This window comes from Acinetobacter sp. UBA5984 (genome assembly GCF_002429925.1).
GTDB lineage: Bacteria > Pseudomonadota > Gammaproteobacteria > Pseudomonadales > Moraxellaceae > Acinetobacter > Acinetobacter variabilis.
This window is the reverse complement of record NZ_DJBE01000005.1, coordinates 101,227-125,509: the sequence shown is the minus strand read 5'-3', so window position 1 is coordinate 125,509 and position 24,283 is coordinate 101,227. Positions and strand designations below refer to the sequence as shown.

At 42.3% G+C, this 24,283-nt stretch carries 27 protein-coding genes; 19 read left to right on the top strand and 8 right to left on the bottom strand.

The features are described from left to right. The first annotated feature begins 1 nt into the window (after position 1). The 10 genes from nuoI (at position 2) to B3J29_RS01480 (ending at position 8,842) form a co-directional block, all read left to right on the top strand. Positions 2 to 544 (top strand): NADH-quinone oxidoreductase subunit NuoI, encoded by a 543-nt coding sequence (gene nuoI, locus B3J29_RS01525; RefSeq protein WP_004785079.1) that lies wholly within the window; start codon positions 2 to 4, stop codon positions 542 to 544. Further along, the gene (gene nuoJ / locus B3J29_RS01520; RefSeq protein ID WP_171056685.1) at positions 544 to 1,062 is read left to right on the top strand and encodes an NADH-quinone oxidoreductase subunit J; all 519 of its coding nucleotides are present in this window, start codon (positions 544 to 546) and stop codon (positions 1,060 to 1,062) included. The genes nuoI and nuoJ overlap by 1 nt, the downstream gene beginning before the upstream one ends. Continuing rightward, entirely contained in the window at positions 1,062 to 1,370 is a 309-nt protein-coding gene (gene nuoK, locus B3J29_RS01515; RefSeq protein ID WP_004280769.1) for an NADH-quinone oxidoreductase subunit NuoK, read from the top strand. The genes nuoJ and nuoK overlap by 1 nt, the downstream gene beginning before the upstream one ends. After that, positions 1,367 to 3,256, top strand: coding sequence for an NADH-quinone oxidoreductase subunit L (gene nuoL / locus B3J29_RS01510; protein ID WP_180105232.1), 1,890 nt, complete (start codon positions 1,367 to 1,369; stop codon positions 3,254 to 3,256). The genes nuoK and nuoL overlap by 4 nt, the downstream gene beginning before the upstream one ends. A 1-nt stretch (position 3,257) precedes the next feature. Next, positions 3,258 to 4,871, top strand: coding sequence for an NADH-quinone oxidoreductase subunit M (nuoM, locus tag B3J29_RS01505; protein ID WP_004785072.1), 1,614 nt, complete (start codon positions 3,258 to 3,260; stop codon positions 4,869 to 4,871). 3 nt (positions 4,872 to 4,874) lie between these two features. After that, the gene (nuoN, locus tag B3J29_RS01500; protein ID WP_286964215.1) at positions 4,875 to 6,419 is read left to right on the top strand and encodes an NADH-quinone oxidoreductase subunit NuoN; all 1,545 of its coding nucleotides are present in this window, start codon (positions 4,875 to 4,877) and stop codon (positions 6,417 to 6,419) included. A 123-nt stretch (positions 6,420 to 6,542) separates the two neighbouring features. Further along, a complete protein-coding gene (gene upp / locus B3J29_RS01495; RefSeq protein WP_004785068.1) occupies positions 6,543 to 7,178 on the top strand; it encodes a uracil phosphoribosyltransferase in 636 nt (211 codons plus the stop codon). 85 nt (positions 7,179 to 7,263) lie between these two features. After that, a complete protein-coding gene (locus tag B3J29_RS01490) occupies positions 7,264 to 7,557 on the top strand; it encodes a cold shock domain-containing protein (protein ID WP_034170090.1) in 294 nt (97 codons plus the stop codon). Positions 7,558 to 7,764: 207 nt separating this feature from the next. Then, positions 7,765 to 8,127: a hypothetical protein gene (locus tag B3J29_RS01485; protein WP_034170091.1), complete on the top strand. Its 363-nt coding sequence runs from the start codon at positions 7,765 to 7,767 to the stop codon at positions 8,125 to 8,127. Between the two features lie 133 nt (positions 8,128 to 8,260). Continuing rightward, a complete protein-coding gene (locus tag B3J29_RS01480) occupies positions 8,261 to 8,842 on the top strand; it encodes a cold shock domain-containing protein (protein WP_286964213.1) in 582 nt (193 codons plus the stop codon). A gap of 45 nt (positions 8,843 to 8,887) precedes the next feature. On the opposite strand, the gene gigC is transcribed toward B3J29_RS01480, so the two are convergent. Continuing rightward, the gene (gigC, locus tag B3J29_RS01475; protein ID WP_159124400.1) at positions 8,888 to 9,766 is read right to left on the bottom strand and encodes a LysR family transcriptional regulator GigC; all 879 of its coding nucleotides are present in this window, start codon (positions 9,764 to 9,766) and stop codon (positions 8,888 to 8,890) included. 85 nt (positions 9,767 to 9,851) lie between these two features. On the opposite strand from gigC, the gene B3J29_RS01470 reads away from it, so the two are divergent. Further along, positions 9,852 to 10,613 (top strand): ferredoxin--NADP reductase, encoded by a 762-nt coding sequence (locus tag B3J29_RS01470; RefSeq protein ID WP_286964211.1) that lies wholly within the window; start codon positions 9,852 to 9,854, stop codon positions 10,611 to 10,613. Between the two features lie 317 nt (positions 10,614 to 10,930). Here B3J29_RS01470 and B3J29_RS01465 read toward each other — a convergent pair whose 3' ends face one another. Then, positions 10,931 to 11,353 (bottom strand): hypothetical protein, encoded by a 423-nt coding sequence (locus B3J29_RS01465; protein WP_005237048.1) that lies wholly within the window; start codon positions 11,351 to 11,353, stop codon positions 10,931 to 10,933. Between the two features lie 280 nt (positions 11,354 to 11,633). Here B3J29_RS01465 and B3J29_RS01460 point away from each other — a divergent pair, with 280 nt between their 5' ends. The 4 genes from B3J29_RS01460 (at position 11,634) to B3J29_RS01445 (ending at position 14,538) form a co-directional block, all read left to right on the top strand. After that, entirely contained in the window at positions 11,634 to 11,987 is a 354-nt protein-coding gene (locus tag B3J29_RS01460) for a hypothetical protein (RefSeq protein WP_034702043.1), read from the top strand. A 198-nt stretch (positions 11,988 to 12,185) separates the two neighbouring features. After that, positions 12,186 to 14,021 carry a mechanosensitive ion channel gene (locus B3J29_RS01455; protein ID WP_005237043.1) on the top strand — a complete coding sequence of 612 codons (1,836 nt, stop codon included), beginning with the start codon at positions 12,186 to 12,188 and terminating at the stop codon, positions 14,019 to 14,021. Positions 14,022 to 14,088: 67 nt separating this feature from the next. Continuing rightward, the gene (locus B3J29_RS01450; protein WP_004785046.1) at positions 14,089 to 14,256 is read left to right on the top strand and encodes a hypothetical protein; all 168 of its coding nucleotides are present in this window, start codon (positions 14,089 to 14,091) and stop codon (positions 14,254 to 14,256) included. A 129-nt stretch (positions 14,257 to 14,385) separates the two neighbouring features. Beyond that, complete coding sequence (locus B3J29_RS01445) at positions 14,386 to 14,538, top strand: hypothetical protein (RefSeq protein ID WP_286964210.1); 153 nt, start codon at positions 14,386 to 14,388, stop codon at positions 14,536 to 14,538. A gap of 35 nt (positions 14,539 to 14,573) precedes the next feature. Here the strand turns inward: B3J29_RS01445 and B3J29_RS01440 are convergent, their stop codons facing one another. After that, positions 14,574 to 15,773, bottom strand: coding sequence for an NAD(P)/FAD-dependent oxidoreductase (locus tag B3J29_RS01440; protein WP_286964209.1), 1,200 nt, complete (start codon positions 15,771 to 15,773; stop codon positions 14,574 to 14,576). A gap of 189 nt (positions 15,774 to 15,962) precedes the next feature. Here B3J29_RS01440 and B3J29_RS01435 point away from each other — a divergent pair, with 189 nt between their 5' ends. After that, complete coding sequence (locus tag B3J29_RS01435) at positions 15,963 to 16,286, top strand: DUF4870 family protein (RefSeq protein WP_175968064.1); 324 nt, start codon at positions 15,963 to 15,965, stop codon at positions 16,284 to 16,286. 24 nt (positions 16,287 to 16,310) lie between these two features. Here B3J29_RS01435 and B3J29_RS01430 read toward each other — a convergent pair whose 3' ends face one another. Beyond that, the gene (locus B3J29_RS01430) at positions 16,311 to 17,171 is read right to left on the bottom strand and encodes a 1-aminocyclopropane-1-carboxylate deaminase/D-cysteine desulfhydrase (RefSeq protein ID WP_175968062.1); all 861 of its coding nucleotides are present in this window, start codon (positions 17,169 to 17,171) and stop codon (positions 16,311 to 16,313) included. A gap of 178 nt (positions 17,172 to 17,349) precedes the next feature. Between B3J29_RS01430 and B3J29_RS01425 the strand changes: the two genes are divergently transcribed. Beyond that, positions 17,350 to 17,532: an NF038215 family lipoprotein gene (locus B3J29_RS01425; protein WP_005237029.1), complete on the top strand. Its 183-nt coding sequence runs from the start codon at positions 17,350 to 17,352 to the stop codon at positions 17,530 to 17,532. Positions 17,533 to 17,634: 102 nt separating this feature from the next. After that, positions 17,635 to 18,258 carry a LysE family translocator gene (locus B3J29_RS01420; RefSeq protein WP_005237028.1) on the top strand — a complete coding sequence of 208 codons (624 nt, stop codon included), beginning with the start codon at positions 17,635 to 17,637 and terminating at the stop codon, positions 18,256 to 18,258. Positions 18,259 to 18,319: 61 nt separating this feature from the next. On the opposite strand, the gene B3J29_RS01415 is transcribed toward B3J29_RS01420, so the two are convergent. After that, a complete protein-coding gene (locus tag B3J29_RS01415) occupies positions 18,320 to 19,507 on the bottom strand; it encodes an ammonium transporter (protein ID WP_034170098.1) in 1,188 nt (395 codons plus the stop codon). 450 nt (positions 19,508 to 19,957) lie between these two features. Further along, on the bottom strand, positions 19,958 to 20,938 hold the full coding sequence (locus tag B3J29_RS01410) for an MBL fold metallo-hydrolase (protein WP_175968060.1): 981 nt from the start codon (positions 20,936 to 20,938) through the stop codon (positions 19,958 to 19,960). Between the two features lie 267 nt (positions 20,939 to 21,205). Between B3J29_RS01410 and B3J29_RS15385 the strand changes: the two genes are divergently transcribed. Further along, a complete protein-coding gene (locus tag B3J29_RS15385; protein WP_373683639.1) occupies positions 21,206 to 21,322 on the top strand; it encodes a hypothetical protein in 117 nt (38 codons plus the stop codon). A 65-nt stretch (positions 21,323 to 21,387) separates the two neighbouring features. Here B3J29_RS15385 and B3J29_RS01405 read toward each other — a convergent pair whose 3' ends face one another. Then, positions 21,388 to 21,744 carry a hypothetical protein gene (locus B3J29_RS01405; RefSeq protein WP_034581100.1) on the bottom strand — a complete coding sequence of 119 codons (357 nt, stop codon included), beginning with the start codon at positions 21,742 to 21,744 and terminating at the stop codon, positions 21,388 to 21,390. A gap of 197 nt (positions 21,745 to 21,941) precedes the next feature. Beyond that, positions 21,942 to 24,002 (bottom strand): methionine--tRNA ligase, encoded by a 2,061-nt coding sequence (gene metG / locus B3J29_RS01400; protein ID WP_175968058.1) that lies wholly within the window; start codon positions 24,000 to 24,002, stop codon positions 21,942 to 21,944. Positions 24,003 to 24,283 lie beyond the last annotated feature (281 nt).

The following is a 24,283-nucleotide window of genomic DNA, read 5'->3' as shown; positions in this document are numbered from 1 at the left end:
AATGTTTAAATTTCTAGCTGGATTCGGGTCAATCGTTCGTACGTTGTTTATGGTATTTACCCATGCAACGCGCAAACGTGACACCATTTTATATCCGGAAGTGCCAGCCGAAGAAATCGTGCCACCACGTTTCCGTGGTCGTATCGTATTAACGCGTGACCCAGATGGCGAAGAGCGTTGTGTAGCATGTAACCTGTGTGCGGTTGCATGTCCGGTAGGCTGTATTTCACTCCAAAAAGCAGAACGTGAAGATGGTCGTTGGTATCCGGAATTTTTCCGTATCAACTTCTCTCGTTGTATTTTCTGCGGTATGTGTGAAGAAGCATGTCCTACGACTGCGATTCAAATGACACCAGATTTCGAATTAGGCGAATATGTTCGTCAAGATCTAGTCTACGAAAAAGAACACTTGCTGATTTCTGGTCCTGGTAAATATCCTGACTATAACTTCTACCGTGTAACCGGTATGGCAGTTGCTGGTAAGGACAAAGGTCAGGCACAGCGTGAAAGTGCACCTGTTGATGTACGGAGTCTATTACCATGATGTGGCCATTTTATTTAATGGCCCTTGTGGCCATCGTCTCTACGGTTCGTGTGGTAACTAACACGAATCCGGTACATGCTTTATTAAGCCTGATCGTTTCACTCCTTGCTGTAGCAGGACTGTTCCTGATCGTGGGTGCACCGTTTGCGGGTGCACTTGAAGTCATCGTTTATGCTGGCGCGATCATGGTGTTATTCGTGTTCGTGGTAATGATGCTGAACCTGGGCGAACAGACTGTTGCTCAGGAACGCAAATGGTTGACTTCATCGGCTTGGGCTTATCCGGCATTGATGAGCTTCCTGATTGGTCTGATCTTGGTTTGGGTACTTAAATCAGATTACGTGCAGCCTTCAATGGTAATGGGCACTGAAATGGTCGGTCCTAAAGCGGTAGGTCAATCACTCTTTACGCAATACTTATTGTTGGTAGAAGTTGCCGCGATGTTATTGCTTGCATCACTTGTTGCAGCATTCCATTTGGGTAAACGTGAACCAGGTGCAGAAGAGGAACAACAATAATGGGCAACATCCCTTTAGAGCATGGTTTGATCGTTGCATCCATTCTTTTTGCACTGGGTTTTTACGGTGTAATGGTGCGACGCAACCTGCTATTCATTTTAATGAGCCTTGAAATCATGATGAATGCTGCTGCTTTGGCGTTCGTCCTGGCGGGCAGTGCATGGGCACAGCCTGATGGTCAAATCATGTTTATCCTGATTCTGACCCTTGCTGCGGCAGAGGCATGTATCGGTCTTGCGATCGTCCTTCAGTTCTATCATCGCTTCCATCATCTGGATGTGGATGCTGCTAGTGAGATGCGCGGATGAGTTATTTATATCTAACAATTTTATTCCCGCTCATTGGCTTCGTCCTTTTAGCGGCAGGGCGTCATAAGCTTCCTGAAACAGTTGCAGCCATTATTGGTGTAGGGGCTGTGGGGTTATCGGCATTGTTCGCACTCATTGCGGGTATGGACTTTGTCAACAATGGTTCTACCGCAGTAGTACAACCTCTTTGGACCTGGTTCAATGTCGGTGGTTTTGCACCGGGCATTAGCCTGCACCTGGACGGTTTGTCTCTGTTGATGCTGGGCATGGTGACAGGCGTTGGTTTCCTGATCCATATCTTTGCATCATGGTACATGCGTGGTGAACAAGACTTCGCACGTTTCTTCTCTTACTTCAACCTGTTCGTTGCAAGCATGTTATTGCTGGTACTGGGTGACAACCTGGCGTTGTTATTCCTGGGTTGGGAAGGTGTAGGTCTGTGTTCTTATCTGCTGATTGGTTATTACTACCAAAACCCTGCAAACGGTGTGGCAGCGATCAAGGCATTTACCGTTACCCGTATTGGTGACGTATTCCTGTTGATCGCCATGTTCTTGCTGTTCCAGCAATTCGGTACATTGAATACTCAGTACATCGTAGAAAATGCTGCGACTGTGATGACTCAAAGCTCATCATTGACCATCTGGACTGCACTAATGTTGTTCCTAGGTGCTGCTGGTAAATCTGCGCAGATCCCGTTACAAACATGGTTGGCAGATGCGATGGCAGGTCCGACTCCTGTTTCTGCATTGATCCACGCTGCAACAATGGTAACAGCGGGTGTTTACCTATGCTGTCGTCTATTCACAGTATTTGAGCTTGCGCCTGAAGTGATGATGTTCATCTCGATTACTGGTGCGGTGACATTACTGGTAGCTGGTTTTGCTGCATTGGTACAAACAGACATCAAACGTATTCTGGCTTACTCAACGATGAGTCAGTTGGGCTACATGTTTATGGCTGTAGGTGCTGAAGCATACCAGGCGGGTCTGTTCCACATGCTAACTCACGCATTCTTCAAAGCATTATTATTCTTGTCTTCTGGTGCGGTGATTCTGGCTTACCACCACGAACAAAACATCTTCAAGATGGGCGGTCTGTTCTACAAGAACAAGTTCCTGTTTGCATGTTTCGCCATTGGTGGCGGTGCATTGGCTGCAATTCCATTCATCACTGTGGGCTTCTTCTCAAAAGATGCAATACTGGGTGCGGTATGGGTACAAGGCCAATCAATCGCGGTTTACAGCACACTTTACTGGGTGGGTGTAATCGGTGCGTTCCTGACTTCGATCTATACATTCCGTCTAATCTGGGTTGTATTCTTCGGTAAAGAAAACACACCTTACCACGCAATCAAGGGTGTAACTTACTGGGGTCCATTGGCAATTCTTGCAGTACTTTCAACTTTCGTTGGTGCAGCATTAAAAGCGCCTGTGGAAAGTATTTTGAATGCGGCTAAACTTCCTGCATTTGAAATTCCGGAAGCACTTGAACATGGCATGCATACTGCAGAGTACACAGCAGTAGGTATTGCACTGGTAGGTCTTGCAATTGGTGTAGTGCTGTTTGCTTTTGCTTACAACGCTGTGAAATCTTTTGCGAAAACTTCTCTGGGTGCGGGCCTTGCCAACATCTGCCGTAATGCACTTGGTTTCGACAAGCTGTATGACATCGTTTTTGTAAAGCCTTATTTGTTCTTCGCGAAACTGTTCGGTCGTGATCCGATTGATGGCTTCTGGTTAGTGCTGCCTGCACTGGTTAAAGGTGGTCATAGCTTTACTAGTTCGCGTCAAACAGGTTCACTGCGTGAATATGCATCTAGTATGGGGCTCGGTGTCGTTGTCCTACTGATGATCTTGCTCGTGATTCAGGTAGTGGGGAAATAAAATGGAAGCTCCAAACAATATTATTTTGCCGGCTCTGATCCTCATTCCGTTCATTGCAGGTTTTATTTGCTGGTTGGTCGATAAACTCGACCAACACCTTCCGCGTTATATCGCGCTGATTGGTATGTTAGTGACGCTGGTCTTGACCATCGTCCTTTGGCAGTCGGGTACTTATAACTATGAACTTGGCGGTGCGGCTCCTACGTGGGCAGCCGAGTTCAAATTGCCTTGGATTCAAACCCTGGGCATTAACATTCACCTTGCAGTGGATGGTTTGTCTTTACTGATGGTTGGCTTGACTGCACTCCTTGGTGTGCTGGCAGTAGGCTGTTCATGGGGTGAGATTCAGAAAAACGTGGGTTTCTTCCACCTGAACCTTTTATGGTCTCTGGGTGGTGTAATCGGTGTATTCCTGGCAATTGACCTGTTCCTGTTCTTCTTCTTCTGGGAGATGATGCTGGTGCCGATCTACTTCCTGATCGCACTTTGGGGTCATAAAGGGGCAGAAGGCAAGTCACGTGTATATGCTGCAACCAAGTTCTTCATCTACACACAGGTAGCTGGTTTAGTTATGCTGATTGGTATCCTCGGTCTGGTGACTGTAGGCTACACCATGACTGGTCAAATCCGTTTCGACTATAACTACCTGATGGGTGTAGCGAACATGCTGGATACACAAGCGCCAGCAGTTGCTTATGCATTCATGATCTGTCTATTCATCGGTTTTGCGGTAAAACTTCCAGTTTTCCCATTACACGGCTGGTTACCAGATGCGCATGCACAAGCACCGACAGCGGGTTCTGTTGACCTTGCAGGTATCTTGATTAAGACAGCTGCCTACGGTCTGATCCGTTTCGTAATTCCATTCTTCCCGGCGGCTTCTGCACAGTTTGCAGACATCGCGATCATTTTCGGTTTAATCGGTATCTTCTACGGTGCTTGGTGTGCTTTCCAGCAAACCGATATGAAACGTTTATTGGCGTATACATCTATTTCACACATGGGCTTCGTTTTACTGGCAATTTATGCAGGTAACATCCTGACTTTCCAAGGTCTGATGATCATGATGCTGGCTCACGGTCTGTCATCTGCGGCGCTGTTCATTATGTGTGGTCAGGTGTACGAACGTGTTCATACACGTGATATGCGTTTGATGGGTGGTATTCGTGGTCAGTTCCCATACCTTGCATTCTTCCTGATGTTCTTCATCGCGGCGCTTGTCGGTATTCCAGGTCTAGGTAACTTCATTGGTGAGTTCCTGATCCTGATGGGTTCATTCGGTAAATTCCCTGCATTCACAATCCTCGCTGCAATCAGCTTGGTATTTGCGGGTCTGTACGGTTTGATTCTGATCCATAAAGCGTTGTTTGGTGTTCCAAACGAAGAGCAAAAACAGCACTACACAAATCCGTTAAAAGATTTAAATGCACGTGAAGTGGTAATTTTGCTGATCTGTGCATTTGGTCTAGCATGGCTTGGTCTATACCCACAAAGCTTCCTTGACGTTTCTAACTCAAGCATGGCGTGGTTAGCGAATAGCTACATTCCTGTGTCTGAAGCAGCTGATGCTGTGCAGCAAGCTGCCGTTTCAGCTGAAAATGTGGAGATCCAATAAGCCATGAACTTCACAATGTCTTTTTCTGAGCTTATGCCTCTAGCACCTGTGATGATCGTGTCATTGACTGCGATCGTCGTGATGTTGCTTACTGCAATTAAGCGTAACCATAACTTAGTTGCGACTACGACAGTCATTGGTTTAAACCTGGCGGCGTTGTACATTCTGTTCATTCTGTTAGCGGGTCAATTTGCACCTGCTAATGTAATGAACCTGTTCCTCGTAGATCCGTTTACGATGCTGTATCAGTTTGTGATTATTGTGGCTGCACTGGCGTGTAGTACTTTGTCACATGCTTATATTGAAACCTATAAAGATAACCGTGAAGAACTGTATATCCTGATGCTGACCTCCGTTGCCGGTGCGATGCTGATGGTGGCAAGTTCTCACTATGCATCTTTCTTCATTAGCCTTGAGCTCATGTCGATCCCTGTATACGGCTTATTGGCGTATACACATCAACGCTCTCAATCGCTAGAAGCAGGTGTGAAATATCTGGTGCTTTCAGCAACTGCATCTGCAATGTTGCTGATGGGTATGGCATATGTTTATGCATATACAGGTTCTCTAAGCTTTGTCGCTGAACCAGGCAAACTGTTGACTGCATTTAGTCAACCTGCTGTGGTGATTGGTCTGGCACTGATTGTATTCGCTGTTGGCTTTAAACTGTCACTGGCTCCATTCCACAAATGGACACCAGATGTATACGCAGGTGCTCCAGCGCCAGTTGCAACTTTCCTTGCAACTGTGTCCAAAGTGGCAATGCTAGGTCTGTTCGTACGTTATGTATTGTCTTCTGGCTTAATCCTGTCAGATAGCTTCGTCACTATCATCAGCGTGATTGCAGTACTTTCTATCATTGTAGGTAACTTGCTTGCAGTGAAACAGGTGAACTTGAAACGTATCTTGGCATACTCTTCAATTGCTCACTTCGGTTATGTACTGGTTGCGATCGTATCCGCACGTAATACTGACTTTTTACAAGTTCAAGGTTTCGCGACTTTTGAAAGTGTAAATGTCTATATCATCACGTATGTATTGACTACGATCGGTGCTTTCGGTGTGGTAACGCTGATGTCTAGTCCGTATAACAATACAGATGAAGCAGATAGCTTGGCGGAGTACCGTGGTCTGTTCTGGCGCCGTCCAGTATTGACTGCTGTATTAACTGTGATGATGCTGTCTCTAGCAGGTATTCCATTAACAGCGGGCTTCATTGGTAAGTTCCTGGTGGTGAAAACTGCGGTAGCAGGCGAGTCTTGGTTCCTTGCTGCGATGGTCATCCTGGGTTCAGGTATTGGTCTGTACTACTACCTGCGTGTAATGGTTGTCATGTATATGACTCCACCAGAAACACCACGTCTTGACGCTGTAAATCACTGGGGTCAGAAAGTCGGCGGTATCATGATATTGCTTGTCGCATTACTGGTACTGGTGATAGGTGTTTATCCGGATCCAATCATTGCGCTGTCTCGCTATGCGTTCTTCGCAATGTCGCCTGAATTACAACAGTTTATTTTCACTTTGGTTCAAAGTGGTTTTAACTAATTCAGCGCAAGTTTGAAGTTATTACAAAAAAGCCTCCACGATTGGGGGCTTTTTTAGTTAAACAAATCCGGAAAAGTCTTTATAATAGCGGAAATTTATCTTTAACCTTCTAGGTGTTCTCCCGTGGCAATCCATGAAATCCGTCATCCTTTAATTCGACATAAACTCGGTTTACTGCGTCGTGCTGACATTAGTACCAAGAACTTCCGTGAGCTTGCTCAGGAAGTGACTATGCTTTTGACTTATGAAGCGACCAAGGATCTGCCTGTCGTTGAACATGAGATTGATGGCTGGAACGGACCGGTGACTGTAGACCGTATTGCAGGTAAGAAAATTACTGTTGTGCCAATTCTACGTGCAGGTATTGGTATGCTGGACGGTTTCCTGAATCTGATTCCAAGTGCCAAAGTCTCTGTACTTGGTCTGGAACGTGATGAAGAAACCCTACAGGCACGTACTTATTATAAAAAACTGGTTCCAGATGTACAAAACCGTCTTGCTATGATTATCGATCCAATGCTGGCGACTGGTTCTTCTCTGGTAGCTGCGATTGATGTATTGAAAGCCAGCGGCTGTAAAGATATTCGTGTGATGGTATTGGTCGCTGCACCTGAAGGCATTAAACGTGTTGAAGAAGCTCATCCAGATGTGGTGATTTTCACTGCGGCGATTGATCATGGCTTGAATGAAAATGGTTATATCGTTCCAGGTCTGGGCGATGCGGGTGATAAGATTTTTGGTTCAGTTCAAAAAGACTAATATTTTTGAAAATGAACAGAAAAGGGGCTTTTACAGCCTCTTTTTTATATACTGAATACTGACAGATACAGAGCAGGGGACGTTTATGACTTCCGAGCAATACCAAGGAAAAGTTAAACAGTACAATCCAGAAAAAGGATTTGGTTTTATTTCTTCACCTGAAGGTGAGGTATTTTTTCATATCTCGGATTTCCCTGCCGATTCAGGTGAACCGAAGCGTAATGACCGAGTAAAATTCAATGTAATTCAAAATGGTGATCGCTATAAAGCCATCAAGATTGAGCGTGTAGAAGATAGATCGAAGAAAGCCAAAAAAGCCAAAGCGGTGGCAGTCAATACTTCGATTACGTCAGCACTATTGTCGAATTTAAAGCGTTAATTTTTACTTGGAAAATACATTCAAAAGGAGGCTTTAAAGCCTCCTTTTTATTCGAATTATAAGTTTATGTAAGTTGTAGGAATCTTGTGTAATCTAAAGCTTATAGAATGTTGCGAAAACAATAAAATACCCACCAAAGCTTAACAATATCCTTTAATCCCTTCCATATAAACTACGCATCAGTTGAATGGTCTAGAGACACATATCATGTTTACAGATGGAAGAATTAAAACCTATGATGCTGTACGAGGGATGGGAAGTATTGAACCGGCAAATAATGCGCAGGAACTTAATTTTCAGTTAGATCAATTACCTTCACCTGAAATAGTACCTCAAGTCGGAGAACGACTTAAATTTAGAATAATTGAAGAGCAAAATGCGATTCAACTGGACAATATGGTACGTTTGGATATCAAGCGTCAGGAAGAGTTCGTTTCTGAAGTAGTCGCATTGCCATCTCTAGCTTCTACTACGATAGTTAATCCGGCACGCAATACCATTTTCTTTAGTCCTACACTTTGGTTGATTCTGGTAACAGCAATTGGATTTATGATTTTTGGAGAAATTTAAGTTAGGTTCTAATTTACTAAGATATTTGTCTCATCATTCAAATAAAAAAGCATCTTACGGTGCTTTTTTATTTTTAGGATTTTTATCTATTTTTGAATACAATTACTAAAAATATCAAAGACAAGAGCGAGCTATGTTTCAAGAGGGGAAAATCAAAACTTATAACGAGGAACGTGGTTTTGGTTTTATCGAAATTGAAGGAGAAGTGCAAGACTTATTCTTTCACATAAAAGATTTCCCAAATAAGAACGTGCCACCTAAGGTTGGAGAAAGCTTAAAATTCCGTAAAGTACAGGATGCAGGCAAGTTTAAAGCAGACAATATTGTGCGTTTGGATCTCAAAACGGAAACCCCTCGACATACGCCTCAGTCACGAGCATTAGAAAATAAGCCTCGTACTACTCAACGAAAACAATCTCAAGAGAAGAAAAGTAGCTTTAGTACTTATATTGGGCTTCTGATTATGATTGGCTTAGCCTATGCGGTCTATAATAAATATCAGGATTGGCAAAGCAGCAAAATACAGCCAGTAGAAGTGCAACGTATAGTTGAAGAACCACAAGTACAACAGAATTTTAGCTGTGATGGACGACAGCATTGTAGTCAAATGGGTTCATATGAAGAAGCTTTATACTTTTTAAAAAATTGTCCGAATATCAAAATGGATGGTGACGGCGATGGTATTCCATGTGAAAGCCAATTTAGACATCGCTAAATAAAAAAAAGCGCCAAAAAGCGCTTTTTTTATTGAAAGTGAAATTTACGCTTCACAGAATTTCATAAAAGCTTTGAGGCCTGGACCTTGATATTTCTGGCGGTGTACCAGCATAAATAAAGGACGGGTGAGTGACCAGAATGGTGTATTCAGAATGACCAGTTGACCTTTTTCCTGCAAAGGTTCAATCGCCAGCTTGGAAATACAAGACATCCCTAAACCACCTGCCACAATCTTCAGAATTGCTTCATTATGACCTAGCGTCAGACGGATATTGGCATCAGGCACATCTTTTAGAATGGCATTATCAAAGACTTCACGAGTCCCTGAACCTTCTTCACGTAAAATCCATTCAACCGATTTAAAATCTTCAGCAGTGAGCGGACGATTTAGCTGAGCTAGGGGATGATCCGGCGCACAGCACACTGCCAGTTCATCATCGCGCCAATGGATACATTGCAGCTGCGGTAAATGACAAGAACCTTCAATCAGGGCCAAATCTAATTGGAACTGATTCACAGCTTCAATCATCTGGCGAGTATTACCCACCTGAAGTTGCAAGTGTGCCTGTGGCTGGATTTTTAAAAAATCCGCCATTAGGTCTGGCATCAGATAATCGGAAATGGTCAGGGTCGCACCGAGACGCAGGTCAATGCTTTGCAGTTCACCTTTAGCAGCTTGTTCAAAAGCTTCACAGCGACCAAGAATTTCAAGTGCTTGCGGGAGAAGAAAACGACCTAAATCATTCAGCTGTAAACGCTTGCCTAGACGGTCGAATAAAGGTGCGCCAAGACCATCTTCTAAATCTGCTAAAGCCATACTCGCCGCACTTTGGGTGAGTTTGACTGCATCACTGGCTTTGGTGACGGTACCTTCTTGAGCAACTGCTACAAAAACAGCCAACTGGCGTAGAGTCATGCGCATGAATAGAGCCTTAACATTTAAAAAATATTAATAAATTATGCTGTCATGCTACCATGAGCATAGTCTTTGATGCCACGTTTGAATCATGTCTATTGAAAAATTTAGCTTAGAAAAGGTTTTATCTGTACACCGTTGGACCAATACGCTGTTTAGTTTCACCATGACCAGACCTGCGCATTTCAAGTTTACGGCAGGACAGTTTGCGCGTATTGGCTTGAAAGTGGGGGATGAACTGGTCGTTCGGGCATATTCAGTCGTGTCATCGCCTTTTGATGAAACACTGGAATTTTTTTCGATTGTGGTTCCGGAAGGAAAATTTACTTCGAATTTACAACATCTTAAAGTAAGTGATGAACTCTACTTAGAGAAAATTCCCTATGGCTATCTGACTTTGGCACGTTATCAATTGCCATTACCACAAGATTTATGGCTGCTTGGCACAGGTACAGGTCTGGCACCATTTTTATCCATGCTGCAAGACTTTGAAACCTGGAATAAATATAAACATATTAACCTGGTTTATAGCGTCCGTACGCAAGACGAACTGGCTTATGTCGACCGTATTCAGGAAATTGCCGAGACCTTTGGCGAAGGTCATACAGGTTTTAAATTTATTCCAATCATTACCCGTGACCCTGAAGCAGCACTTCACCATCGTTTACCGATCTTGATTGAAAATGGAGAACTTGAACGGGTAGCAGGACTCCAGCTTAATCCTGAAACCAGTCATGTGATGCTCTGTGGTAACCCGGAAATGGTCGAAGATACCAAAGAAGCGCTAAAAGCACGTGGTCTGACCATGAACCGCCGTGGTGAAGGAAATATTGCGGTAGAGAATTATTGGTAATTCCTTCAGAGTTCCTCCCTTTCTAAAAGGGAGGTTAGGAGGGATTAAAGTTAGATTATTTGCCAGTTCTTGAATCCTCCCGCAACCCCTCCTTTGCAAAGGAGGGGTTTTTACCTCTCTCTTGCGTAGCAGTGCTGCTCATCGCCTAAAAGGAAAGGGAGTTACAGCCTTCTAAAAGTTAGAAATGGATTAAAATTGAAAAAATATTTTCAAGTTAAAAAGAATCCCCCCTAAATCCCCATTTGTTAAAGGGGGGACTTTTATTTTCTTTAGGCACAAAAAAAACCTCCATACGGAGGTTTTTTGCTATTCAGGAATTAATGTACAAACATATCCATAAAGTCACGGATTTCCTGAATGGCAGTATCTGTATCGGTGGTTAACCAGGTCGGCTCAAAGAAACCGGCATAATGTTCGATTCGATCCGCGGGCACAACTAAACGTACCGGACAATCTTCTTCCAGCAGGCGCCATGGAATAATCGGAACGTCATTATCTAGCCAAGCCGCGACATTTCGTACATCAATGACCATGGCATTAATGCAGTCCGGAAAAGGCATCACCGACATTTCTTCAGTACGGCGGCGGAAATATTCCAGATCTTGCCAGCGTAGCATAAAGCTCGGTTTGCTAAATTCAATGATTCCAATCAGATGCTGATCACGAGTGTAGTGCAAAGCACATTGATGTGTGACGTCAGTGTCAAGATCAAGCGATACACTCTGTTGACGATACGCCATAAAACTCGGGTGCATGAAAAATAAGGTGGATAATTATAACGTATTTTGCGCAAAGTAGCAGGTATATTGAAAAACGGTATTTTTACANNAGTTTCTAACCATAAGAGCATAGTATATTCAGGCTAGAAAATGCCTCTTTTTGAAACTAATACCAAGTTCATCAGACTCATACATATAACTTACATCCATTCACTATCTCACCATCTTTTGTCACAGAAGCTGTGATAACTGCTTGTTATGATAAAAATCTACTTATGAATAAGAAAGAGTGAGAATGGTCATGGTTGATGATTTTAATAAAAAACCACCTTTGCATGATCAGGCAGCAATTACGCAGAAGAAGCGCATTCCTGTCTATATCCTGATTTTGGTCGGTATCTTTTTACTGGCAGTCCTGTTCTATATGTTTGCAGATGTGAAGCCAGATGCGCCTGCGACCCAGCCTAATACACCGGTACCAGCGACTGAAGCCCCTGCCAATAATGGTAGTCCGGCGGCTACTCCAGGCGGTGAAAGCAATGAAGCAATGGCTACCGCAGATGATGCGATGACAGAAGCAACAGCCACTGTAGGCGAAATGTCACAAGATACAGCAGAAGCCACTGCAACTGATGCTCAACAGGCCACCCAATAACTAGAATTGTTAAAAAAAACTCTAGTTAATGACTAGAGCTTTTTTGCAATAGGTGGTGATGTTTTTCAAAGTTCTGTATCTCCAGGCAAGCTAAGCACAGGAAGTTCAAGCTTTATAAGCAATCGGAAAGAGCTAAAGATTTCGAAAATAAGCTCGTGAATTCAGATAAATAGCGTAATAACAAAGAGGGCAGAAAACATGAATGATTATATGAGAGGCCCACGTGGTGGCTATGATGCCATGTACTACTGGGATCAGTTTCATCCAATTCTCAGTGCAATTGCCATATTAGTTCTAGGTTGGATTATTGCATTACTCGTCTCGGCAGGTGTTAAAAAAATCTTGCAAAAACTAGGGACCAATACACACTTAAATGCAGCGACAGGACATCGCTCTAATGTCGAGAGTATTATCGCTCGTGTTGTGTTCTGGATTATTCTGATTATTGCGGTGATCGGGGCGCTTAACGTACTGAATCTGACAGCAGTGAGCGGACCGTTCAGTAATATGATCCAGCAGTTCCTGCTCTTTATTCCACAATTGCTGGCGGCTATTGCAGTGGCCTTTGTTGGATGGATTGTGGCGAATCTGGTCAAAGTCGGCTTGCAAAAAATGCTTGATCGCACTCAGCTGGATGAAAAGCTGAGTGCCGAAGTCGGTGTCAGTCCGATTAGCCAAAATATCAGTGAAATTGTTTACTGGCTGATTTTACTGCTGTTCTTACCAATTGTCTTGTCGATTCTAGGTCTACACGGTTTATTACTGCCTGTGCAGAACATGCTGACGGATGTCGTAAGTTATCTGCCTAATATCTTCATTGCTGCAGTTATTGTATTTGTCGGATACATTCTGGCAAAAATCGTTCGCGGTATTGTCGAAGGTTTACTCAACAGCTTGAATATTCAACATCAAGCTGAAAAAGTCGGCATTTTCAAAAACTCGAATGTCGCTCAACTGATTGGTTCATTCATCTTTGCAGTCGTAATTATTACGTCATTAATCATTGCATTTGAAGCACTGGGTATCGAAGCAATTTCTCAACCAGCAACTGCAATGCTGTATGAGATCATGAATGCCATTCCAAATATCATTGCAGCTGCATTGATTCTAATTTTGGCTTATGTAGTTTCTAGACTGGTAGCACGTCTGGTAACTGAAGTCGTTGCCGGAACAGGCGTAGATGAGGTTCCAGCTAAACTGGATCTACAACGCTTCCTAGGCAAAACCAAACTATCAAGCTTGGTGGGTTATCTGATTGTACTGTTCACTATGCTATTTGCGGTTTCTGAAGCAGCGGACCGTTTAGGCTTTGAACAGGTAAGTGGCCTGATTGCGATGTTCATCTACTTCGGTGCAAACATCCTACTAGGTGCTGTAATTCTGGTGATCGGCTTCTGGCTGGCCAACGTAGTTGCCAACATTGTGCAACGCGGTGAATACAACAGTTCACGCTGGTTAGCAAACTTGGTTCGTGTGCTGATCATGGGTCTGGTTATTGCAATGGGTCTACGTGCCATGGGCATTGCTGACTCGATCGTGAATCTGGCCTTCGGTTTAACTCTGGGTGCTGTTGCAGTGGCCTTTGCCTTGGCCTTTGGTCTCGGTGGCCGTCAACCAGCAGAACGTGTACTGACTGATTTGATCGATAAAGCTAAACGAGAAGCTAAAGAACCGAATCCTTTGAAAAATGAAACCAATATCATGACTTCAGGCTTAGGTGCTGATGTCAGTGGTACTACAGGTGCAGGCAGTTCAACAACAGGAGAAAATATTGTGCCGAATCAAGATCAATCACAAGATGACAATACACCAATGCGTACCAATTTATCCAATAGTACGCCAGCGACCTTGACCACTGCACCACAGGATGATGAAGCTTCAGGTATAGATCAGGTGACACCAGATGTAGATCAGGCTGTACCGGATTCGCTTCAAGTTGATCCAATTCATCCACCAGCGAATAATCCATTTGGTTCTACAGGTGAAGAAGAACCGAATGTCGATAGTCATCCAAAAAAAGATGACCCGAATTAACCTGTTCTATCTAAACAAAATCGGCCACGCTTGAGTGGTCGATTTTTTTAATTATGAGGAAATCTGAATGAATGCCAAGAAACCGAATAATCTGTTAGCACCCTTAGTGATAGCAGGCATTACCATTGGCTTTTTCACGGCTGCTTATCGATTTGTCTTTGTGAAAAGCAAACAGGATGAGCAGGCTGAACGAGAGCTGGATAAGAAAATACCTGATCCAGACGAATTTAACTAAGCCAGAATACTGCTCAGTCACTACACATAGAATTTCTTTTTTAAAAAATATAGAATATTCAAGTGAATACTAAAATGATTTTGGTATTTTTCTTGCATTAAAAATATAAAGACAAAGGAGATCAATAATATGTGGAAAACATTGCAGCATAAATTTATGGCATCTATGGCAGAGCAAGTACCATTACATCTGCAGGAAGCGGCTCAGAAAATGCAACTGACGATTGACCGTTTAGAAAATATGGCCAATCTCAACCTGTTTAAAACGGATTATCTGGAATAAGCGAAGTATTTTCTTTTTCCTAGATCATCTCTGTATTAAACATATTCCGATGCGGCATGCGCTGATGACCATGCCCATTGGAAGTTAAAACCTCCCAAATGACCAGTCACATCCAGTATCTCGCCCACAAAATACAAGCCTTTCTGCTTTTTGCTTTCCATGGTTTTAGATGAAACTTCGGTTGTATCCACACCGCCCAAAGTCACCTCGGCTGTCCGGTAACCTTCAGTTCCAGAAGGCTTCAGTTCAAAGCCACTTAAACGTTTGGCAATCTGTTCCAGCTTGTCATCACTGATATTGCCAATGGATGTTTCAGCCACTTCAGGCCAGATCAGATTCTGTAATTCTAGTACTACGCTCTTCGGTAAATGTTCGGTTAATAGTGTACGTAGCAGAACTTTAGGCTGACTCTGTTTTTTAGATTTAAAGAAATCAAACAGGTCGACACTTGGTAAGAAATCGACCTTAAAGCTTTGGCCAACATCCCAGTAATTTGACAGTTGTAGGGAGCTAGGGCCGCTCAGACCACGATGGGTAAACAGTAAAGCTTCAGTAAAACTATTTAAATTATTAGACAGCGTGGCTTCGACTGCATTACCGCTCAGACGAGTGGTGACTTCCTTGAAACTATCCGAGAAGGTAAACGGTACCAGACCGGCACGGGTTGGATAGACATGATGTCCAAACTGCTTGGCAATCTCATAGCCGATGCCTGAACCGCCTAGAGTCGGAATCGACAAGCCACCTGAAGCAACCACAACTGATTCCACTTCAAAATATCCTAAAGAAGTGGCTACCTGAAATCCTTGATCGTCTACAGTGTTGACGGCTTTCACTTCGCAGTTGGTTTTGATCTCGACCAGACCAGTCTTGTCACATTCAGACAGTAGCATCGACAGAATTTCTTTAGCACCATTTAAGGTAAATAACTGTCCATGTTTACGTTCTTCATACTCGATGCCATATTCGCAGACCATACCAATAAAATCCCAATTGGTATAGCGAGTCAGTGCTGAAATCACGAAATGCGGATTATGCGAGATGAAATTTTCAGGTTCGACATAGAGGTTGGTGAAATTACATTTGCCGCCACCAGACATCAGAATTTTTTTACCCACCTTATTGGCTTTTTCAACGACTACGACTTTACGACCACGTTGTGCTGCCATATAGGCCGTCATTAAACCGGATGCACCTGCACCTATGACCAAAACATCGTATTGCTGAACAGACATGACACACTCAAGGGAGAAGAAAGGGGAGCATTATAGACAATTTTATTTCAGCTTTCTCTATTCCTGAAAGAGGCTGCCCGAATTACAGCGTGTTAGCGAATATTTATCATAAATAATTTGAAGCAGCTGGCGGATTCATGCATAGTTTTGTCATGCCTAAAAAATAATCACAATGAAAAGGAATAATTTATGACGGATACGGCAGCATACAAACAATATAATCTGATCAGCTATATTTTTCATCTACTGGGTTTTTTCCTGGGAATAACCCCATTAATCGCTATTATCATGAATTATATTAAACGTGATGAAATGCGGGGCACCTGGCTGGAAAGTCATGTGGACTGGCAGATTAAAACCTTCTGGTTCAGCTTGCTGGGTTATATTCTGGGTGGGCTGCTCACCGTAATTCTGATCGGTTTTGTGATTATTTTTCTGGTCTTTGTCTGGCATGTCTATCGACTGGTAAAAGGGCTGATTGCCTTAAATGAAAATAATCCGATAGGCATTTAAGTTTCGATCAGAACTTTAAGCGATTTAAATATTTCGACCTTGTAGTCCACCAGTATGCAGGATTAGTAGCTTTGCTTCTGCTGGAAAATAGCCTGTTTCAATCAAGTCGGAAATTCCCAACAGCATTTTTCCCGTATAAATATGCTCTAAGGGAATATCATATTCAGCTTCAAAGTGCTGTATAAACTGGATCAGTTCAGGAGTGATTTTGGCATAGCCACCGCAACAATAATCATCGAGAATGGACCAGTTTCTTTTCGTGGTCAGCTTAGCCACATCCTCATTCAGGAAATCGCCTTTTAAGGCAGAAAATCCTAATACCTGTTGATGAGGCTGGCTGGCTTCAATCAAACCTGTAATCGTGCCACCAGTGCCTACAGCACAGCAGATCACGTCAAATTGTGCATCGCTGTCCTTTAGAATCTCCTGACATCCCCGAATCGCCAATGCATTAGTACCGCCTTCAGGAATGATGTAATGTGCGGGAAAATTTTGTGCTAACGCTTCTAGATAATTAGCGTCCTGTTTACGTCGATATTCTTCACGACTCACAAAATGTAACTGCATGCCGAATTGTTGTGCCAACGCTAAAGTGGGGTTTAAAGGCTGATGAGCCAGTTCTTCACCCCGAATAATACCGGCACTCTCAAAGCCAAACTGCTGGGATGCAAACGCCGTTGCGGCAATATGATTGGAATAAGCACCACCAAAAGTTAGCAGCTTTTTAAAGCCAAGTTGCTGTGCTTCCAGAAAATTGTATTTTAGTTTAAAAAACTTGTTGCCTGATATTTGCGGATGCACCAGATCTAGACGGCGTATGGTTACAAGCCTGTCTTTCAGCCAGATGCGCTGGTCTGGAACATGCTGGGCGATTTTTTCAAACATGGTATTTTCATAAGCTAAGAATGAGCAAATTATAGCGAAATAGAATCGGCAGGATGGCAGAATCATGTATTCCTGATACTGAGAATAAAGTTTTGTAGATTGTCACAATTCATATGCTGAAAATTTAAACAAATTTGCTAATCTGAATCTTATAGGGAATTTAGAGGAGGATAGAATAATGAAAATACTATCCTGTACGATTTTAAGCGTATTGCTCTTAGGCTTATCTGGCTGTGATGATCCGCTGAATAAACCTAAAACTGATACACGAAGCATGATTATTGGCGGAGTGCCGGTGCATGATCATGATTATAAAATGCTTGATTCATCCCTCACCGCTCAAGACCAATTGAAGAAATAGCCGGATTTCACACAAATATTGCATCATTTGTGTAGAAATATTAAAGCAAAATAAATTATTTTTACTTAAAATAAGCCATTCATTTTAAGTTTGGATGGTCACGTGGAATCATTTTGGATTTTAGGTTCAATTGCCTTTGCCCTCATGTTAGGTGCAATGAGCCCAGGACCGACTTCTATTTATGTAGCGAAAAATTCGATTGCGATCTCACGTAAGCATGGCCTATTTACAGCTTTAGGTACCGGAACAGGGGCGGCGATTTTTGGCCTACTTGCAGTCCTAGGTTTACAGGCATTCTTGCTGGCTGTGCCATCTGCTTATCTGGCGCTTAAAATTTGTGGTGGTTTATATCTGCTCTGGTTAGCTTTTAAAATTATCAAACATGCCAAAGAACCGATCGAGGCAGGTGATGACAGTCAAACTCAGATGTCCTTGCGTCGTGCCTATATGACAGGTTTGATTACCCAATTATCTAACCCAAAAATTGCCATTGTATTGGCCAGTATTTTTACTGCGCTTTTGCCAAAAGAAATTCCAACTTACTTTTACTTTGTATTGCCGGTTTTATGTTTCTTTATTGATGCAGGCTGGTGCTCGCTGGTGGCTGTTGCACTTTCTGCTGAAAAACCACGTCGTGTGTATTTAAAATTTAAAGCCGGTTTTGACCGTGCAGCAGGGGCGGTCATGACCGTGCTTGGCTTAAAGCTGATTTTTGGGATGAAGTAATTTTCCAATTATCGCAGACTATAAAAAGCCCCGATGATTCGGGGCTTTTTTTATTTGGTGCTTAAAAAATATTTTCTTCCGAATTAGCCGAGATCCGGTGAATAGATAAGTCTGCACCAGTAAATTCTTCTTCCTGACTCAGACGAATACCGATCAACATTTTCAGCAGACCATAAATCAGGAACCCACCTGCCAGAGCCACTACAATTGCCAGTACGGTACCGAATAGCTGTGAAATGATAGAAACACCACCCATGCCTCCGAGCCATTGCTGACCGAATACACCGACAGCAATTCCACCAAAAGCACCGCATACACCATGCAAAGGCCAGACCCCTAATACATCATCAACTTTGAGTTTATTTTGGGTATAGGTGAAGAGTTTCACAAAAATCACGCCTGCACTGATCCCGATAAATAATGCACCCAATGGATGTACCACATCAGAACCTGCACAGATGGCCACCAGTCCGGCTAATGGGCCGTTGTGCAAGAAGCCAGGATCATCTTTACCCGCTACTTTTGCTGCAATAGTTCCACCGACCATCGCCATTAGAGAGTTAATCGCAACCAGTCCGGAAATAGCATCTAGGCGTTGTGCACTCATCACATTAAAGCCAAACCAGCCAACAATCAGAATCCATGAGCCTAGAGCAAGGAAAGGGATAGATGATGGTGGATGTGCAGTAATCCGGCCATCATTTTTATATCGACCATTACGTGCACCAAGTAAAACGACTGCAGCCAGAGCAATCCAGCCTCCCATGCCATGCACGACCACAGAGCCGGCAAAGTCGTGGAAGTTGGCACCGAAGGTATTTGCCAACCAGTCTTGAAAACCAAAGTTGCCATTCCAGATCATCCCTTCAAAAAATGGATAAATCAGAGCAACTAAAAATAAAGTCGCTAAAGCCTGCGAACGCATTTTAGCCCGTTCAGCAATACCTCCAGAGATAATCGCAGGAATAGCTGCGGCAAAGGTCAGCAGGAAGAAACAGCGCATCAGGTTATAACCATGATCGGCTGCTAAAGTAGAGGCATCGTGGAAAAAATGCTGACCATAGGCAATATAGTAGCCCACCAGAAAGTAAGCGATGGCGGATAGGGAAAAGTCAGTGAGAATTTTACTTAAGGCATTGACCTGATTTTTATGGCGAACTGTCCCTAGTTCTAAAAATGCAAATCCTGCATGCATGGCAAGCACTAGAACTGCACCGAGAAGGAGAAATAATAAGTCTATATTTTGCATTGTGCGTTCCAATTTAGTGCATAGAATCACAAAAGAAATCCAGTATATAGAGGCAAACTGATTCGAAAAGAGTTACTAACAAGGGAAATTTTGATAAAGAATTTCTTGAAACTGACAAGACTCGATATAAAGCACAATAGAATTTTATGCACCAAACTAAGACATCATAAGAAAAGATAAAATTTGAATTTATATTTTGTTTTTTAGATATTTAGCTTTATCACAGAAAATGGCGTGTTAAAAATGTGTGCTAAAGGTGCACATGAAAAGTAAAAGGATTTTTAAGAAAAAATTTAAAAAAATTAAGTGATAGATTCTTTTGAATTGCAAAAGTACATCATGGTTTTAAATTTTAGAAGTTATATAGACTATAACTTAGCTATATCTCCAATAAATAAAACCCTAGAAAATTAGGGTTTTATCCGGAGCTAAAATCTCTGAAGTATTCAATTAATCTTTAAAATGCACAGGAATCCACTGATAGCTCTCTCCATCCTTAGAGTAAATATGACCGATCCCTGGGAATGGTAAATGTGGTGCTGCAATGGTCTGGCCTTGCTTGGCATATTCAGCAAAATGCTTTAAACGGGTTTGCACCGCAGTTTTAGGATCAACATCGAATTCTATGGCTGTTTCAGGTTTGTCGAATTGCAAGGTATGTGAATGGACGATATCACCGACAAATACGATTTCTTGACCATCTGATTTGAGTTTAAAGCTGTAATGCCCTGGGGTATGACCAAAGGATGGCTTAAACTCGATCCCACCAAAGGCTAAAGATTTATCAGAAAAGACTTTCACTTTTTTAGCTTTTTCATAGGGTGCAAGGGCGACTTTAATTTTCTCTACGGTGCCTAAGAAACCCTCCTGCTGGTCTTTCGGTAGTTTTTTAACGGTATTTGGACTTAGCCAGTAGTCATATTCGGTTTTAGAAATATGTAAGGTGGCATTTGGATAATTTGCTGCGCCATTATTTGAAATGCCACAAACATGGTCAGGGTGGAGATGAGTCAGGAAAATGCCACTCACTTGTGCAGGTTGATAACCCGATGCTTTGAGATTGTTATAAATTGACCCTAAGTGTGCACCAAAGCAGCTTGCAGCTCCGCTATCCACCATAAGTAGTTGATTACCTGTATTAATCAGGAAAGCATTGACTGAAGTCTGTATACCTTTGGCTTGATCGGCATGATATTTCTTCAAAATCTCAGTTTTTTCTGCATCACTTAGGCCTCTAAACATCGATGGATTTAAGTAGTTTGTACCATCGAGTAGGGCAGTAATCTGAGTATTACCAATTTGGTGATGGTAGTAGCCGGCGACTTGTTTTGGTGAAGCAATCGTTGCAGTTTCAGCAGCCTGACTCACACTTACACTCAAAACAGATAATGAAAGTAAAGAAGTGAGAAGGGATGTCCTTAAAATATTCATGGCAATTCTTATGGTTGTGAAGTTTATGCTATGTATTAGCATGTAAAGCATGAAAATAGAATATAAAAATATTTACCTTTTTTTAAAGAGAGAAGAGAAATTGAATATCTGTACTAGGCATTCAGTTTGAATCTGTATATTGATTTTGTAAGGAAATAAAAGATTTTTTATCTAAAAATATTTTTATAAATAAAATACTTAGATAAATTTCACTTTTATAAAAAAGCCCGTTAACATGGGGTATTGCAAACAGCCTTGGGTATCGCTATGAGTTTTTGGAAAAAGAAAAATAATGCAGCATTTGTATTTTTCATTATTACCTTATATTCATTGCTGGGCTTCGGCATTGGCTATGTCATCTGGGAATTTTTCCTTGATAAATAAGTGCTATCCGATTTATAGATCGACGTAAAAAAGCCTCTAAAGATAGAGGCTTTTTTAATAAGCAATTATTTACTGCATTCAGGCTGAGAACGGTCAATAATTTGAGTGCCTTCTACGCGATAGCCAATTTGGCCTACCAGAAACGCTTGATTTAGTTGAGTGATGACTACATCAGAAAGTGCTACTGCACAACGATCTTTTTCAATTGCACGATCTACTGCTGTTTTGAAATTAGGAATACCTAAAGGGAATAAAATTACTGGAACTTTATCTTCGCCTTTAACGCGTTCGCCTTTAACGAACTGAGTTGAGTTTAGGTTGAAGTTTTTCGTTGAAGCTACAGTCATATCAGCCATACGAACTGAACATCCTGTGAATACAATTGTTGATGCTGCTAAAGCTGAAACTAGTAATTTTTTCATGTTTACCCCGAATAATTCTAAAAATAAAAAAAAGCGTTTAGATTCTATAGATATATTTTTTAAAAACAAGAAAATAAATTGTATAAATGGTAAAAAATTAAAGATGAAGAACTTTTATTGGCTGAGTATTACTTTATTAGACTAAGTAAAAAGCCCCTACATCAGTAGAGGCTTTTCTTCTATCTAAGACCTAAATCTTAAGAAACTTTATCACCCGGTTTAGCACCAAATTCAGGTGAAATCACCCAAACACCTTCGCCATTACCAGCCGCAAGTACCATACCGTTTGAAATACCAAAACGCATCTTACGTGGAGCAAGGTTCGCAACCATCACCACAAGTTTACCTTTCAGGTCTTCCGGTTGATAAAACTCACGGATACCGCTAAATACGTTACGTGGTTCAGCTTCACCGACATTTAACGTGAGTTGTAAAAGCTTGTCAGAACCTTCAACGGTTGCAGCATCCAGAACTTCCGCTACACGCAGGTCAACTCTGATGAAGTCATCAATGGTGATGATTTCAGCTTCACCGACTTTAGGCTCAGCTTTCTTCTCTTTGGCTTTCTCTTTTTTCTTCTCAGCTTTTGGTGCTTCAGCAACAGGTGCAGTTAAGGAATCTTTAGACGCATCGACCATTGCAGCCACAGCTTTCGGATCAACACGTTGCATCAATGGCTGGAACAATGCAATTTCATGACCAGTCAAGATTTCTGTACGTGAAGCAAAGTCGAAAGAAGCCAGTTTCAGGAAGTCCTGAACTTGAGCAGCCAAGGTTGGTAACACTGGAGCTAAATACACAGCCAATTGACGGAACAGGTTGATACCCACAGAACACACATCGTGAACCTGTTGTTCTTCGCCTTCAATTTTCGCTAAAGCCCAAGGTTTTTTCTCATCGATGTACTGGTTGGCTTTATCTGCAAGCGCCATGATTTCACGGATCGCTGCCGAGAATTCACGGGTTTCATATGCTTTGGCAATTGAGTCACCAGCATCAATAAAGCTTTGCACCAGTTCAGGCTCGGCACAAGTTGCACTTAGCTTGTTATCAAACTTGGTATTGATGAATTTTGCACAACGGCTTGCGATGTTCACCACTTTACCTACAAGGTCCGAATTCACTTTCTGGACGAAATCATCCAGATTCAAGTCAGAATCTTCAACCTTGTCAGAAAGTTTAGAAGCAAAGTAATAACGCAGGTATTCAGGATTCAAATGCTGTAAATAAGTTTCAGCTTTAATGAAGGTACCACGAGATTTAGACATCTTCTGACCATTTACAGTCAGGAAGCCGTTCACGAATAAACCGGTTGGGGTGCGATAATCTGCACCTTCCAGCATTGCAGGCCAGAACAGGGCATGGAAGTAGACGATGTCTTTACCAATGAAGTGATAGACTTCATTTTTAGAATCTTTTTTCCAGAAATCATCAAAGCTTAAATCTGGACGTTTGGTTTTGATGTAATTTTCGAAGCTCGACATATAGCCGATTGGTGCATCCACCCAAACATAGAAATATTTGTTTGGTGCATCAGGAATTTCAAAACCGAAATAAGGTGCATCACGTGAGATGTCCCAGTCGTTTAAGCCATTATCAAACCATTCATCCAGTTTGTTGGCGATAGATACGGGTAGACGACCTTCGTCACGGGTCCATTTTTGCAGGTATTCACCAAAATTTGGCAGTTTAAAGAAGTAGTGATCTGATGATTTCTCAACAGGAGTCGCACCGCTTAAAGTCGATTTTGGATTTAATAATTCAGTCGCGTTGTAAGTTGTACCGCAAACTTCACATGAATCGCCGTATTGATCTTCCGCCTTACATTTTGGGCATGTACCCTTAATGAAACGGTCTGACAGGAACATGCCTTTTTCAGGGTCAAATAACTGGGTTACAGGGCGAACTGCAATATTGCCGGCTTCACGGTTTTTGATATAGATTTCTGAAGCGCGGGCGCGGTTGGTAGCACTGTGGGTAGAGTCATAATGATCGAAATGCACACCGAAACCGTCAAAGTCACGAATGTGTTCTTTTTGCACATTGGCGATCTGTGCTTCAGGTGAAATGCCATTTGCCTCAGCACGCAGCATGATCGCTGTACCATGAGCATCATCCGCACAGACATACGTCACGTCATGACCCATTGCACGCATCGCACGTACCCATATATCAGCCTGGATATAGCCGAGTAAGTGACCCATATGAATCGGGCCATTGGCGTAAGGAAGGGCATTAGTGACTAGGATTTTACGCACGGATTCACTCTCTCATTCGTATTCATTATGCAATGGACCATAATTTTACATGATGCAGAAGGGATTACAAAGAAATGCTTTTACAGAAGCCTCAGGAATAAATCAGGCTGAATATTCAGAATACAAAAACTGGCTATAGACGGGTAATTGGCCCGTAAAAATTCGATTGAGATAAGTTGATGCTACTTCCTGCAATCAATAGCAACAACATGTACAGGCTTTGTTGCAGTTTGCTTAATTCATCCACGTCATTGCATGCTTTGTGCTAAAAATTTAGCTGA

Bases quoted from the DNA above. Each gene is read 5' to 3' on its own strand.
- nuoI (WP_004785079.1), top strand. From the start codon at position 2: ATGTTTAAATTTCTAGCTGGATTCGGGTCAATCGTTCGTACGTTGTTT.
- nuoJ (WP_171056685.1), top strand. From the start codon at position 544: ATGTGGCCATTTTATTTAATGGCCCTTGTGGCCATCGTCTCTACGGTT.
- nuoK (WP_004280769.1), top strand. From the start codon at position 1,062: ATGGGCAACATCCCTTTAGAGCATGGTTTGATCGTTGCATCCATTCTT.
- nuoL (WP_180105232.1), top strand. From the start codon at position 1,367: ATGAGTTATTTATATCTAACAATTTTATTCCCGCTCATTGGCTTCGTC.
- nuoM (WP_004785072.1), top strand. From the start codon at position 3,258: ATGGAAGCTCCAAACAATATTATTTTGCCGGCTCTGATCCTCATTCCG.
- nuoN (WP_286964215.1), top strand. From the start codon at position 4,875: ATGAACTTCACAATGTCTTTTTCTGAGCTTATGCCTCTAGCACCTGTG.
- B3J29_RS01490 (WP_034170090.1), top strand. From the start codon at position 7,264: ATGACTTCCGAGCAATACCAAGGAAAAGTTAAACAGTACAATCCAGAA.
- B3J29_RS01485 (WP_034170091.1), top strand. From the start codon at position 7,765: ATGTTTACAGATGGAAGAATTAAAACCTATGATGCTGTACGAGGGATG.
- B3J29_RS01480 (WP_286964213.1), top strand. From the start codon at position 8,261: ATGTTTCAAGAGGGGAAAATCAAAACTTATAACGAGGAACGTGGTTTT.
- gigC (WP_159124400.1), bottom strand. From the start codon at position 9,766: ATGCGCATGACTCTACGCCAGTTGGCTGTTTTTGTAGCAGTTGCTCAA.
- B3J29_RS01470 (WP_286964211.1), top strand. From the start codon at position 9,852: ATGTCTATTGAAAAATTTAGCTTAGAAAAGGTTTTATCTGTACACCGT.
- B3J29_RS01465 (WP_005237048.1), bottom strand. From the start codon at position 11,353: ATGGCGTATCGTCAACAGAGTGTATCGCTTGATCTTGACACTGACGTC.
- B3J29_RS01460 (WP_034702043.1), top strand. From the start codon at position 11,634: ATGGTTGATGATTTTAATAAAAAACCACCTTTGCATGATCAGGCAGCA.
- B3J29_RS01455 (WP_005237043.1), top strand. From the start codon at position 12,186: ATGAATGATTATATGAGAGGCCCACGTGGTGGCTATGATGCCATGTAC.
- B3J29_RS01450 (WP_004785046.1), top strand. From the start codon at position 14,089: ATGAATGCCAAGAAACCGAATAATCTGTTAGCACCCTTAGTGATAGCA.
- B3J29_RS01445 (WP_286964210.1), top strand. From the start codon at position 14,386: ATGTGGAAAACATTGCAGCATAAATTTATGGCATCTATGGCAGAGCAA.
- B3J29_RS01440 (WP_286964209.1), bottom strand. From the start codon at position 15,773: ATGTCTGTTCAGCAATACGATGTTTTGGTCATAGGTGCAGGTGCATCC.
- B3J29_RS01435 (WP_175968064.1), top strand. From the start codon at position 15,963: ATGACGGATACGGCAGCATACAAACAATATAATCTGATCAGCTATATT.
- B3J29_RS01430 (WP_175968062.1), bottom strand. From the start codon at position 17,171: ATGTTTGAAAAAATCGCCCAGCATGTTCCAGACCAGCGCATCTGGCTG.
- B3J29_RS01425 (WP_005237029.1), top strand. From the start codon at position 17,350: ATGAAAATACTATCCTGTACGATTTTAAGCGTATTGCTCTTAGGCTTA.
- B3J29_RS01415 (WP_034170098.1), bottom strand. From the start codon at position 19,507: ATGCAAAATATAGACTTATTATTTCTCCTTCTCGGTGCAGTTCTAGTG.
- B3J29_RS01410 (WP_175968060.1), bottom strand. From the start codon at position 20,938: ATGAATATTTTAAGGACATCCCTTCTCACTTCTTTACTTTCATTATCT.
- B3J29_RS15385 (WP_373683639.1), top strand. From the start codon at position 21,206: ATGAGTTTTTGGAAAAAGAAAAATAATGCAGCATTTGTATTTTTCATT.
- B3J29_RS01405 (WP_034581100.1), bottom strand. From the start codon at position 21,744: ATGAAAAAATTACTAGTTTCAGCTTTAGCAGCATCAACAATTGTATTC.